This window comes from Peterkaempfera podocarpi (assembly GCF_042466665.1).
GTDB classification, from domain to species: Bacteria; Actinomycetota; Actinomycetes; order Streptomycetales; family Streptomycetaceae; genus Peterkaempfera; species Peterkaempfera podocarpi.
This window is the reverse complement of record NZ_CP162102.1, coordinates 3,269,934-3,282,573: the sequence shown is the minus strand read 5'-3', so window position 1 is coordinate 3,282,573 and position 12,640 is coordinate 3,269,934. Positions and strand designations below refer to the sequence as shown.

General features: G+C 73.5%; 9 protein-coding genes and 1 pseudogene. 3 read left to right on the top strand and 7 right to left on the bottom strand.

Annotated features, from left to right (window positions below; all coding sequences use genetic code 11):
- The first annotated feature begins 213 nt into the window (after positions 1-213).
- Positions 214-609 (top strand): SCO5389 family protein, encoded by a 396-nt coding sequence (locus AB0761_RS14210; protein ID WP_377269353.1) that lies wholly within the window; start codon positions 214-216, stop codon positions 607-609.
- A 52-nt stretch (positions 610-661) separates the two neighbouring features.
- Here the strand turns inward: AB0761_RS14210 and AB0761_RS14205 are convergent, their stop codons facing one another.
- Positions 662-1,828 carry an LLM class flavin-dependent oxidoreductase gene (locus tag AB0761_RS14205; RefSeq protein WP_377274086.1) on the bottom strand — a complete coding sequence of 389 codons (1,167 nt, stop codon included), beginning with the start codon at positions 1,826-1,828 and terminating at the stop codon, positions 662-664.
- A gap of 312 nt (positions 1,829-2,140) precedes the next feature.
- Here AB0761_RS14205 and AB0761_RS14200 point away from each other — a divergent pair, with 312 nt between their 5' ends.
- A complete protein-coding gene (locus AB0761_RS14200) occupies positions 2,141-2,464 on the top strand; it encodes an ATP/GTP-binding protein (RefSeq protein WP_377269352.1) in 324 nt (107 codons plus the stop codon).
- A gap of 17 nt (positions 2,465-2,481) precedes the next feature.
- On the opposite strand, the gene AB0761_RS14195 is transcribed toward AB0761_RS14200, so the two are convergent.
- The 4 genes and pseudogenes from AB0761_RS14195 to AB0761_RS14180 all read right to left on the bottom strand — a co-directional run bounded on the left by AB0761_RS14195 (position 2,482) and on the right by AB0761_RS14180 (position 6,363).
- Positions 2,482-3,330, bottom strand: a complete 849-nt coding sequence (locus AB0761_RS14195) for an ABC transporter permease (protein ID WP_377269351.1) — start codon at positions 3,328-3,330, stop codon at positions 2,482-2,484.
- Positions 3,331-3,333: 3 nt separating this feature from the next.
- Entirely contained in the window at positions 3,334-4,452 is a 1,119-nt protein-coding gene (locus AB0761_RS14190) for an ABC transporter ATP-binding protein (protein WP_377269350.1), read from the bottom strand.
- 133 nt (positions 4,453-4,585) lie between these two features.
- Positions 4,586-5,353: an ABC transporter permease gene (locus AB0761_RS14185; protein ID WP_377269349.1), complete on the bottom strand. Its 768-nt coding sequence runs from the start codon at positions 5,351-5,353 to the stop codon at positions 4,586-4,588.
- Position 5,354: 1 nt separating this feature from the next.
- Positions 5,355-6,363 (bottom strand): annotated as a pseudogene (locus AB0761_RS14180) (ATP-binding cassette domain-containing protein).
- A gap of 70 nt (positions 6,364-6,433) precedes the next feature.
- Here AB0761_RS14180 and AB0761_RS14175 point away from each other — a divergent pair.
- On the top strand, positions 6,434-7,258 hold the full coding sequence (locus AB0761_RS14175) for an alpha/beta fold hydrolase (RefSeq protein ID WP_377269348.1): 825 nt from the start codon (positions 6,434-6,436) through the stop codon (positions 7,256-7,258).
- Positions 7,259-7,410: 152 nt separating this feature from the next.
- Here the strand turns inward: AB0761_RS14175 and AB0761_RS14170 are convergent, their stop codons facing one another.
- Both AB0761_RS14170 and AB0761_RS14165 read right to left on the bottom strand, forming a co-directional pair.
- The gene (locus AB0761_RS14170; RefSeq protein ID WP_377269347.1) at positions 7,411-8,343 is read right to left on the bottom strand and encodes a cellulose-binding protein; all 933 of its coding nucleotides are present in this window, start codon (positions 8,341-8,343) and stop codon (positions 7,411-7,413) included.
- Positions 8,344-8,448: 105 nt separating this feature from the next.
- Positions 8,449-12,366, bottom strand: coding sequence for a hypothetical protein (locus tag AB0761_RS14165; protein WP_377269346.1), 3,918 nt, complete (start codon positions 12,364-12,366; stop codon positions 8,449-8,451).
- Positions 12,367-12,640 lie beyond the last annotated feature (274 nt).

Here is a 12,640-nt window from a genome sequence, read left to right as displayed (position 1 = left end):
AGGGTTTTGCGCCAATTTCTCACATTGAGACCAGGTTTTGGCGGAAGTTTTCGGAAGAAACCACTCCGCCGATGAACCAGCTGAGAGCCTGCCGGGAGAGCCGGTGCGGGCCGAAGAGGTCGCCCGGGCGCCGGCATCAGCTGTCCAGGACACGGCACCATCCCGCACACCGCACCGCCCCGGGGCTGGCCCGGGGCGGCGAGAGGAGAACCCATGTCGCTCGACGTCTCACCGGCCCTGCTCGAGAAGGCCGAGCGAGGCGAGGTCGACGAGAGGGAATTCGTCGACTGCGTCCGTACCTCCCTGCCCTACGCCTGGGACCTGATCAGCTCGCTGGTCGCCCAGGTCCAGGTGGACGGCACCGGCTTTGCCGACAACCAGGTCCCACCGCCGGACGAGCAGGCCCGTGGCCAGCTGCTGCGCGCACTGGCGAGCGATGCCATCCGCGGCGCGCTGCAGCGGCACTTCGGTGTCCGCCTCGCCTTCCAGAACTGCCACCGGGTCGCGGTGTTCGCCCCCGTGGAGGGGGAGGACGAGACCCGGTACGAGCGGTTCACCTCCGTACGGGCCCAGCTGCTCAACCAGTCGCCCGAGCTGCGCGACTGCTGACCGGCGGTCCGCTCCTGCGGTGGGGCGGCGGCGGTTGCCCCCGGGAGCCGCGTCACCGCAGGAGCGGAAGTACTTCCGCGCCGAGCCGGGCCACGTTGTGCAGAGTGGCCGTGCGGTCGCCCGAACCCTCCACCAGCAGCGCGAACCGGCGGATGCCGGTGCGCTCGGCGGTGGCCAGCATCCGGTCGGCGCACAGCTGGGGGTCGCCGACGGCGTGCAGGTCGCACAGCAGCTCGGTGTAGTCGCGTGGGTCCCGCATCCGGCGCTCCCTGCCGTCCACCGTCCGGTGCGCGCCGAGGCCGTGCCGGAACCACTCCGGCATCGCAGCGAGCAGGGTGCCGCGTGCCTCGGCGGTGCTGTCGGCGACCTGGGCGACTCCGGCCGCGACATGCTCGCGCTCCGCCCGTGCCACCTGCTCCGGGGTGCGCCCCGCCGCCAGGGCGGCGGCGCGGTAGGCGTCCACCATCTCCTTCTTGTCGTCGTCGCCCGAGTGCATGCCCAGCAGCATCGGCAGCCCGCGCTCCGCCGCCAGCTGCACCGACCCCCGGGAGGTGCAGGCGACCACCAGCGGGGGCCCGCCGGCAGCGGGCAGGGTGCGGACCGGCGTGGGGACATGGGGGACCGGCAGCCGGGCGGACTCCGAGCGCTGCCGGGGGAAGGGCATCCGGGGCCGCAGCTCGGGGTGGCGATGGGTGTCGTGGACCGTCGCGGGGGCGGGCACAGGCAGCTCCGTGGCGCGGGGGACCACGGCCACCTCGGGGAAGGAGAAGGCCGGGCCGTCGGCGCCGACCCGGGAGCCGCGCAGCCAGCGCAGCAGCAGGTCCAGCCGCTCGGGGAAGCCGGACTCGAAGGCCTCGACACCGCTGCCGAAGACATCCAGGTCCACCCAGGGGCCACCGCGTCCGACCCCGAGGGTGAAGCGGCCTCCCGAGGTGAGGTGCAGCAGCGCGGCCTGCTCGCCCAGAGCCACCGGGTGGGCGGTGGAGAGCACGCTCACCGCGGTGCCCACACCGATCCGCTTGGTGCGGCCGAGCAGCAGCGCGGCCAGGGTGGCGGCATTGGGACAGACCCCGTACGGCACGAAGTGGTGCTCGGCGAGCCATACGCTGTCCAGCCCGGCCCGTTCCGCGGCCACTCCGGCGCTGACGGTGCGCTCCAGCGCCTCGGCGTGCCGCTGCCCGGGGAACTGCGCGGACAGCAGGAAGGCACCGGCACGGATGGCGTCCACCGGGGCAGCGACCGCGGCCTCCTCGCTGACAGCGGTGGCGGCTCGGGTGTCGGTCATCGGGTCTCTCCCTAGGTTGTGCAGGGTCCGCGGCCCTGCATCGTCACCACGTGAGTAACCCATGTCATGTGCCACTGGCACGCGAATTCACTCAACTCCCAGAAGAACGGATGGAAATCTCCTGATTCACCGTCGACCAGAGGGGACGCATGCTATGGGGCCGCGTTGGAACCCCTACCCTGGATGGGGGAGTGTCGCTCAGATCATGCTCCATCCCCATCTGCCTCCGCCAGGAAGGGAAGTGCCGTGTCGCCGCGCCGCAACCGTCCCCGAGGGGCCGACAACGGCCCCGACGAGTCGAGCGCCCCCGCCGGCAGCTCCCTGCTGCAACGCACCGAGACCTATCGGGGCGAGGACTGGGTGGTGCGGACGGTCGCCGGAACCGCCGGACGCCACTACCGCTGCCCGGGCTGCGACCAGGAGATCCCGCCCGGCGTGGGCCATGTGGTGGCCTGGCCGATGCACGGCGCGGGCGTCGACGACCGCCGGCACTGGCACCGGGCCTGCTGGAACGCACGGGAGCGCCGTGCCTCCAACATCCTGCGGGGGCGCGGCGCTCCTCGGTACTGACCCACCGGGGCTCCCGGTCAGACGTCCCGTCGGGCGACCGCGACACCGGCCGCGATCAGCAGCACCGCGGTGATCAGGGTCAGTACGCCCAGCAGCTGCCAGCCGTCGGTGCTGGGGTCCAGAGCCTCGCCGAAGATCGCGGCAGAGATGGAGACCGGTGAGTACTCGATCAGAAACCGCCCGATCCGATCGCCCGCGAACAGGCCCAGAATGATCGGCAGCAGTACAAAACCGATCATCGTCGCGATGGCGCCCGCGCTGTGCCGCAGCAGAGCGCCCATCGCCAGCGACATCAGCCCGATCACCGCCAGATAGAGGCCGCCGCCCAGCACGGTGCGCACCAGCGTCGCGGTGGGCGGGGTGCCCGCACTGCCGCCGAGCACCGCCACCGCCAGCAGGGTGAAGAGCGCGATGGTGCCCGTGCCCAGGGTGAGCACCAGCGCGAAGAAGATCAGCGCCTTCGCGATGAGCATCCGCAGACGCTGCGGGCAGGCGGTGAGTGTGGTGCGGATCAGGCCGGTGCCGTACTCGGAGCTGATGGTGAGCACGCCGAGCGCGATCACCGAGATCTGGCCGATCAGGAAACCGCCGAAGCCCAACGACAGGATGTCGTCGCCGGCCCGGGTCGAACCGCGGGAGTACAGCACGGCGACCCCGCCGATGCCGAGGATGAAGCCGATCATCAGCAGCAGGGTCCAGACCGTCGACCGCACACTGCGGATCTTGGTCCACTCCGCTGCCAGGGCATGGCCCAGATGCACCCGCTGCACCGGGACCGGGGAGACAAAGCGGCCGGGCGCGGACGCGGTGGACCATGCCGCGGCGCCGGGCGCCGGGACCTGCGGGGGAAAGGCCGGGGAGGACACGCTTCAGACCTCGCTCTCGCCGAAGCCGCCGGGGGCGGTTCCACACGGATGGGGGACAGCGTCCGGAGCCGGAGCGGCCTCGGCCCGCGGTGCCGCAGCGGGGTCCTCCGGCGCGCGGAGGGGGTCCGCGGCGGGACCGGGCACCGGCCCCGGGTACGACATCGGCGGGGCGCCCCACGGGCTCCCGGCGGGCCCGGCAGCCGAAGCCCCGGACCGGTACGCCACCTCGCCCTGGGTGAGGCGCATATATGCCTCCTCCAGCGACGCCTGATGCGGTGACAGCTCGTACAGGCGCACCGCGTGCTGATGTGCCAGGTCGCTGATCCGCGGCAGCGGCAGCCCGGCGACCCTCAGGGCGCCGTCCGGCTCGGGGTCCGTCCGCGCGCCGGCCTCGGCGAGCACCTTGGCCAGCAGCTGGCGCTGCTCCCCGGCTCCGTCGGGGGTGCGCACCCTGGCGAATCCGGTGGAGTGGCGGTCCAGGAACTCCCGGACGCTCATGTCGGCGAGCAGCCGCCCCTGGCCGATGACCACCAGGTGGTCGGCGGTGAGCGCCATCTCGCTCATCAGATGGGAGGAGACAAAGACCGTGCGGCCCTCGGCGGCCAGCCCCTTCATCAGATTGCGCACCCAGAGGATCCCCTCCGGGTCCAGTCCGTTGACCGGCTCGTCGAAGAGCAGCACCTCGGGGTCGCCCAGCAGGGCGCCGGCGATGCCCAGCCGCTGGCCCATGCCCAGCGAGAAGTCCCCCGTCCGGCGCCTCGCCACATCCTGCAGGCCGACGATGTCCAGCACCTCGTCCACCCGCTGCCGCGGGATGCCGGCCAGCTGCGCCAGCGACAGCAGGTGGCTGTGGGCGCTGCGCCCGCCGTGCACGGCCTTGGCGTCCAGCAGCGCGCCCACCGTCCGTCCGGCGTTGGGCAGCCGCCGGTACGGGTGTCCGCCGATGGTGACCGTGCCGGAGGTGGGCTCGTCCAGCCCGAGGATCATCCGCATCGTGGTCGACTTGCCGGAGCCGTTGGGCCCGAGGAAGCCGGTGACGATGCCGGGCCGCACCTGGAAGGTGAGCTGCTCCACGGCGGTGTGGGGACCGTAGCGTTTGGTGAGGCCATATGCCTCGATCATGCGTGTCCTCAAGGGATCTGCGCAGACGCCTGCGTGTGGGGAGGGGGTGAAGGTGCCACCCCATCACGACGGGCGCCTGTCGTGCAGCAGTCCGATCCCCGGAAGCCCCGGCTGTGACAGGATTTCTACATGATCATGCGTCGCGGCGGTTGAGCACCAGCCAGCCGCCGAGCAGCGCCGCCACCACCCACAGGGCGCAGATGCCGAGGCCCGCCCAGGGGCCGTACGGGGCGTCCGCCGGCTGGTACACCGAGATGACCGCCCGCCCGGCGGTGTCGGGGAAGTAACGCGCCACCGTCTTCACCTTGGGGACGGCGGACAGGATCGGCGAGACCAGGAAGAAGAACGGCATCAGGATGCCCAGCGACAGCGTCTGGTTGCGCAGCATCGCCGTCACGCCCACCGAGAAGAGGCAGAGCAGGGTCATGTAGAAGCCCGCCCCGAGCACCGCCCGCAGCACATGCGGTGCCCCCAGGGTGGTGCTGTGCGAGCCCAGCAGCGCCTGGCCGAGCAGGAACGACACAAAGCTGGTCAGCAGCCCCACCACCAGCGCCAGGAGCAGCACCACCGAGGCCTTGGCGGCAAGCAGCACACCCCGCCGGGGCACTGCGGCCAGCGACAGCCGGATCATGCCGCTGCTGTACTCGTTGCCCATCACCAGGACGCCGAAGACGATCACCGCCAGCTGGCCCAGGATGATCCCGCCGAAGCTGGTGGCGGTGGCGTCGAAGGGGGTCTCGGCGTTCCGGGTGGCCTCGCTGAAGTTGTGGTTGGTCAGCAGGCAGAGCAGAGCCGACAGACCGACCGTCACCACAAAGGCGGCGGCGAGGGTGACCACGGTCGACCGCACGGTGCGGATCTTGGTCCACTCGGATCGCAGGACCGCAGCGGCTGCCGCCATGTCAGGACTCCTTCTTCTTCTGCTTGCCCCACTTCTCCTGCCAGTCCGCGCCCCATGCAGGGGGCGGCCCGGTCAGCGGTTCACCGCCGTACGGCTGCTGCTCGGCGCCCGCCTGGTACTCCACCGACTCCGCGGTCATCCGCATGAAGGCGTCCTCCAGCGAAGCCCGCTGCGGGCTGAGCTCATGCAGGCAGGGTGACCCCCGCCGCCGAGGCCAGCTCGCCGATCTTCGCCGCATCGCCGCCGTCCACCTCGAAGGCGCCGTCGTCGGCCCGCCGCGGCACCATGTCCGCCCTGGCCAGCGCATCCAGCAGAGCCTCCGGCTGAGGGGTGCGGACCCGCACCGTGGAGCGGGAGTTGCGGTCGATGAACTCCGTCATCGGCAGGTCGGCCAGCAGCTTCCCGCGGCCGATGACCACCAGGTGGTCGGCGGTGAGCGCCATCTCGCTCATCAGATGGGAGGAGACAAAGACCGTGCGGCCCTCGGCGGCCAGCCGCTTCATCAGATTGCGCACCCAGAGGATCCCCTCCGGGTCCAGCCCGTTGACCGGCTCGTCGAACATCACGATCCGGGGATCGCCCAGCAGCGCCGCAGCGATGCCCAGCCGCTGCCCCATGCCCAGCGAGAAACCGCCGGACCGCTTGCGTGCCACCTCCTGCAGACCGACCAGCGCCAGCACCTCGTCGACCCGGCGGACCGGGATCCGGTTGCTCTCCGCCAGCCACAGCAGATGGTGGTACGCACTGCGCCCCGGGTGCGCCGCCTTGGCCTCCAGCAGCGCCCCGATGTACTTCACCGGCTCACGCAGCTGGGCATAGTGCTTGCCGTCGATGGTGACCCGGCCCGAGGTCGGCCGGTCCAGGTCGAGGATCATCCGCATGGTGGTGGACTTGCCCGCGCCGTTGGGACCGAGGAAGCCGGTCACCACGCCCGGCGGGATGGCAAAACTCAACCGGTCCACGGCCAGCTTGTCACCGTAGCGCTTGGTCAGCTCGTGCAGCTCGATCATCGCGGCGGGCTCCCGGGTGGCGGACTCGGCTCATCCATCGCGATCACCCTACGCCGTTACGGTGCTCCGTATGACCGATCGACTCCCAGTCCTCAACTCCGGTACGGGCACACCGCTGGTGCTGCTGCACGCCTTCCCGCTCTCGGCGCGGATGTGGCAGCGGCAACTGGCCGAACTGCCGGGCCGGGACGGCACCGAGGCCCGAGTGCTCGCCCCCGATCTGCGCGGCTTCGGAGCAGCGTCGCAGGGCGATGACGAGCCCTCACTGGACCTGCTGGCCGACGACGTTGCACTGCTGCTGGACCGGACCGGGATCGAGCGGGCCGTGGTCGGCGGCCTGTCCATGGGCGGCTATGTGGCCATGGCCTTCGCCCGGCGGCATGCGGACCGGCTGGCCGGGCTGCTGCTCGCCGACACCAAGGCCACCCCCGACACCGAGCAGGCCCGCGCCAACCGGGAGCGGATCGCCCGCGCGGTACTGGCCCGGGACAGCGTCCAGCTGCTGCTGGACGAGCAGCTGCCGCACCCTCAGCTGGGCGCCGCCACCGCGCGGGAGCGGCCGGAGGTGGTCCGGCAGGTGCGAGAACTGACGGCGCAGGCCTCGCCCGCTGCCGTGGCCTGGGCGCAGCGGGCGATGGCGGCGCGCGGCGACTCGCTGGAGGTGCTGGCGGGGGTGGCTGTGCCGGCGCTGGTGGTGGTGGGCGAGGAGGACGCCATCACCTCCGTCGCGGACGCCCGTGCGATGGCCGATGTGCTGCCGGACGCCGAACTGCGCACCGTCCCCCGGGCCGGACACCTCACGGCGCTGGAGGACCCGGCCGCGTTCAACACCGCCGTCCGCTCCCTGCTGGCCCGGACGGCTTCTGCTGCGCTGCGCAGCCGACCGCAGGGGTGACCTGAGGCGCCAGACGGCCCTTGGACGGGACGGCACAGGCGGCGTACGGCCGGGCGCCGCAGCCGGCCGGGGCGTCGTACGGGGCGGGAAAGCCGCATCCCCGGTCGCACGGCGGGTGCGACCGGGGATGGCGTTGGATCAGTGACGCGACGTCAGCGGCTCTGCTGCGCCGGAACGCTGCGGCCCAGGTCGTCGTCCCCGGTCCCGGCGGCGGCCACGGCCGCACCGGTCAGCGTGGCCAGCATCTCGCGGACGTTGGTGAGCTGAGCGTTGATGGAGTCGCGGCGGTTGGTCAGCGCCGCCAGCTCCCGCTCGGACTCGCTGCGCACGCGGTCCGCCTTGGCGTTGGCGTCGGCCACGATGTCCTCGGCCTGGCGCTGGGCGGTCTCCACCGTCTGGCGGGCCCGGCGCTCGGCGTCGGTACGCAGCTTCTCGGCCTCCAGGCGCAGCTGCTCCGCCCGGTGCTCGATCTCCGCCAGCCGCTTCTCCGCCTTGGCCTGGCGGGCGGCCAGGTCGCGCTCGGACTGCTCCCGGCGCTTGGCCAGGTTGGTCTCGAAGTCCGCGGCGGCCTGGGCGGCCTTGGCGCGGGTGTCCTCGAAGAGGGCGTCCGCCTCCTCGCGCTTGTTCTGCGCGTCCTTGGTGGCCTCGGCGCGCAGCTGGGCGGAGTCGGTGTTGGCCTTGTCGACGATGCGCTGGCCCTCGTCCTCGGCCTTGGCCTTGCGGTCCTTGGCGTAGGACTCGGCCTCGGAGCGCACCTGCTGCGCCGCGGCCTCGGCCAGCTCGCGGTGCTGCTCGGCGGCCCGGTGGGCCTCGTCGCGCAGATCCTTGGCCTCCTCCTCGGCCAGCCGCAGGATCTTCTCCACGCGTGCACCGAGGCCGGCGTAGGAGGGCTCCGAGTCGGTGACGACGGCCTGCGCGTTCTGGGTCTCGAGGTGCAGCTCCTCGATGCGCTTCTCGAGCGCCGAGATACGGGAGAGGGCACTGTCCCGGTCGCTGACCAGCTTGGTGATGCGCTCGTCGACCTGGGCGCGCTCGTACCCGCGGCGCACGACGTCAAAACCGTGCGGAGAGTGAGTGTCGCTCATGGGGATGGGGTTCCTGTCGTAAGACCGGTGAGGTGATAGGGGGAATCCTGGCACGAAACCGGAGTGTCATCGAGCGGAAGCCGAGGGTTGTTGGAGAATGTCCGCTCAATCGGGTGGTGAGCCGTCGGCACGCTTCCCACCCGATCGTGCGGAGCCCACACCGGCCCCTGCTCTGGCGCCCCCGTCGCGGCCTCCGGTGCCGCCGCCCGCCTTGCCTGAACCACTGTTCCCCCCACTGCGCTGACCGGATACCGACGGAGCCTCGAAAGCCTCCAGTGCCGACAGCACGTCCTGGACCCGCGCGATCTCGGTGTTGATGTCCTTGCGGCGGCGGACCAGCTCGTCGAGCTCCCGCCGGCCCGAGTCGGTGGCGTTCTCCGCCTCCTCGCGGGCCTCCGCAACGATCCGCTCCGCCTCCTCGCGCGCGAGACGCAGCTCCTCCTCCGCCTTCTCGGCGCCCTCCTGGAGCCGCTTCTCCACCTCGGCAGCGGCCTTCTCCAGCCGCTCCTCGGCCTCCTCCTGGGCGGTCGCCAGATGCTGGTCGGCCTCGGTACGGCGCCGCTCGGCCTCGGCCGCGGAGTCGGCGAGCTTCTGCTCCGCCTCCTTCAGCAGCCCCTCGGCCTTGCGCACCGCGGCGATCCGCACCTTGCTCGCCTCCGCCGAGGCGTCCGAGGCGAGCTCGGAGGCCCGCTCCTCGGCCGCGGTGACCAGTGCGGCAGCGCGCTCCTCGGCCTCCGCGACGGTCTCCACCGCCTGCTCCTCGGCCTCGGTGAGCTGCTCCTGGGCCGCGGCCACCAGCTTGTCGACCCGCTCGCCGGCCGACTTCAGCGCCTCGGAGGCCTCCTTGCGGGCCCGCTCGTGCAGCGCCTCGACCTCCGCGTCGGTGCGGTCGCGCAGCTCCTCGGCGCGCTCGCGGATCGCCGTGGAGTCACGGCGGGCCTCGGCCAGCAGCGCGTCGGCGTCGGCACGTGCCCGCTCCACCGCGGCCTGGCCCTCGGCGGAGCCCTCGGCGACCAGGCGGTCGGCCTCCTTGCGGGCGGCGGCGACCATGGCGTCCGCCTGCTCCTCGGCGGCGGCGGTGGTGGCCAGTGCGGCGGTCTGCGCATCGGCGGTCAGCGCCTCGGCGTCCGCCTGCGCCTGCCGGACCAGCGCGGCGGCATGCTCCTCCGCCTCGGCGAGGGTACGGGCGGCGGCGGCGCGGGTGGCGACCGCGTAATCGTCGGCCTCGGTGCGCACCAGCGCGGCCAGCTCCTCGGCCTCGCCCAGCACCCGTGCGGCGTCCGCGTCGCCGGCGGCACGGGTCGCCTGCCCGTAGGCGTCGGCGGACTCCCGCTCGGTCTCCGCCTCCGCCCGCACCCGGGCGGCATAGCCGTCGGCCTCGGCGTGCAGCCGGGAGGCCTCGGTGGCGGCGTCCTCGCGCAGCCGGCCGGTCTCGGCCTGCACCTGGGCCCGCAGCTCGGCGGTCTCCCGGGCGGCGGCGGTCCGCACCTCGGCGGACTCCCGCTGGGCGTCCGCACGAAGCTGCGCCGTCTGCTTCTCGGCGGCCTCGTAGAGCCCCGCCACCGACTGGCGGACCTCGGCCGCCTCGTCCTCGGCGGCGGCCACCAGCTCGGCGGCGCGGCGCTCGGCATCCCCCAGGGTGGCGGTGGACTCGCTGCGGGCGTGCTCCAGCTGCTCGGCGGCCTCCGCGGTGAGACGGGCCGCCTCCTCGCGGGCCGCACTGCGGTCCTGCTCGGCCTCGGTGGCCAGGCCGGCGGCGCGGGCCTCCGCGTCGGCCATCAGCTCGGCGCCCAGCTGCTCGGCGGCCTCCTGGGACTGGCGGGCGTCCTCGTGCAGCCGCTCGGCCTCGGCCTGCGCCTCGGCGCGCAGCCGGATCGTCTCGTTCTCGGCGTCCGCCCGGGCGGCGGCGATCTCAGCGGCCGCCCGGGTGCGCAGCTCCTCGGTCTCGGCGGTGACCGCCGCCCGCAGCTGCTCTGTCTCCTGGGCGGACTGCAGGGCCAGTTCGGCCGCGGCGCGCTCCGCCTCCCGGGCGGCGCTGTCGGCCTCGCCGAGGAGCCGGGTGGTCTCGGTGCGCTCGTGCAGCAGGTTCTCGGAGGCCTCCGCGCGCTCCTGCGCGGCCTCCTCGCGCAGCGCCAGGGCGTAGGCCTCGGCCTCGGCGCGGTGCGCCTGCGCCTGCGCCTCCGTCTCGCTACGCAGCGCCGCAGCGGCGCTGTCGGCCTCGGAGCGCACCAGGGCGGAGAACTCCTCGGCCTCCCGGCGCAGCGTCTCGGTCTGCTCCGCCGCCGCCCGGGACAGTTCGGCGGCCTCCTGCTCGGCAGTCTCCACCGCCTGGGCACGCACCTGCTCGGCCTCGGCGGTGATCTTCTCCGACTCGGTACGGGCCCGCTCCAGCACCTGCTCGGCGCGGCTCTGGATCTCGGCGGCCTGCTCCTTGGCGTGCTCCCGCAGCCGCTCCACCTCACCGGCGGCGCCCGCCCGCAGGTCGTCGGCGTCGGCCTTGGCACGGGTGAGCAGATCCTCGGCGCTGTGCGCGGCCTCCTCGATCTGCACCACGGCCTGGCGGCGGGCCTCACTGCGGGACCGCTCGCTCTCGGCGGCGGCGTCGGCACGCAGCTGCTCGGCCTCCGCGCGCAGCTGGGCCGCCTGGTCCTGCATCTCCTGGATCCGGGCGCGGATGTCCGCGGTCTCGTCCAGGACGGCGCTCTGCGTCTGCTCGGCGGCAGCGTGCGCCTCCGCACGCAGCCGCTCCACCTCCGCCTTGGCCTCCGCACGGATCCGCTCGGCCTCGGCGGCGGCCTCCGCACGGGTCGACTCGGCCTCGCCGGTGGCCCGTGCGACGACCTCCTCGGCGGTACGCGCGGCCTTGGCCAGATGCACCGTGGCGTCCTTGGCGCCCTCGCTGCGGCCCTGCTCCAGGGCCTCCGAGCGCAGTGCCTCCGCCCTGGCCTCGGCCTCGGCGACGAAGCGCTCGGCCTCCTCGGCGGCCGCGGCCCGGGCCGCCTCCGCCTCGGCCTTGATCCGCTCGGCGTCCCGGGTGGCGTTGGCCACCATCCGGGCGATCTCCGACTTGGCGGTGGCGGTGCGCTGCTCGCTGGCGGCCTCCGTGTCGGCCACCCGCCGCTCCGCGGCCGCCTCGGCGTCGGCCTGCAACTGCTCGGCGGCCCGCTCGGCCTCGGCGCGCAGCTCCGCCGCCTCCCGGCGGGCGCGCTCTGCCTCGGCGGCCGCCTCGGCGCGCAGCTGCTCCATCTCGGCCTGGGACTGCGCCAGGGCCTGCTCGGCGCGCTGGGCGGCATCCGAGGCGTCCTGCTTGAGCTGCTCGATCTCGGCCTGGGCGCCGGCCAGCCGGCTCTCCGCCTCGTTGGCGGCGCTGCCGCGCAGCTGCTCGGCCTGGCTGGTGGCCTGCCGGGCCTGCTCGGCGGCGGCGTTCAGCAGCCGCTCGGCCTGCTCCTGGGCGCGGCGCAGCGCACGCTCCGCGTCGGCGCGGGTGGACTCCACATCGGCGGCGGTCTGGGCGCGGGCCTGGTCGGCGACGGCTGCGGCCTCGGCGCGGGCGGCCGCCAGCAGCCGCTCCGCCTCGATCCTGGACTCCTGGAGCAGCCGCTGGGACTCCTGCTCGGTGCCCGCCCTGGCCTGCTCGGCCCAGTTGACGTTCTCGCTGACATGCCGCTCGGCACTGCGCCGCAGCTCGGCCAGCTCCTCCTCGAGGCGCTGCCGGCGGGCCTGGGCCTCGGCCTGCATCTCGGCCTCGATCCGGGCGCTGCGCTCGGCGGCCTCGGCCATCAGCCGCTGGGTGGCCGCCTGGGACTCGCGTACCTGGCGCTCGGCCTCCGCCCGCAGCTGCTGGGCCTGCATCTCCGCGGTGCGCAGCAGCTGCTCGGCCTGCCCGGCCACGGAGTCGAAGGCGCGCGGCTGGGCCAGCTGCCGTCGGGATTCGTGCAGCTTGGCCCGGAGGACCTCCACCTGGTAGCCGAGGTCCTCGGCATGCTCGACGGCCTTTTCCCGCTCCGTTCGCAGCCGATCCATGTCGGCTTCGAATTTGGAGAGGTGATCGTCAACCTCGTAGCGGTCGTAGCCCCGCACTCCGCGGTCCCATCCATCTCCTGGTCGGTCCTCGACCCGCGCGGATCCGACCCCCGTCTGGCTGGGATCGGCCCCGACGGGCCCTTGCACTCGCGGCCGGTGGACGGCTCCCCAGGGACGAGGAGCCCTCTGCCACGGTCGGAGCCCCCTGGTCGGCCGGCGGCCGTACCGCGCCGCTCCACCGACCGGGTGAGCTCCTCGGCGAACTGTGCCTTAC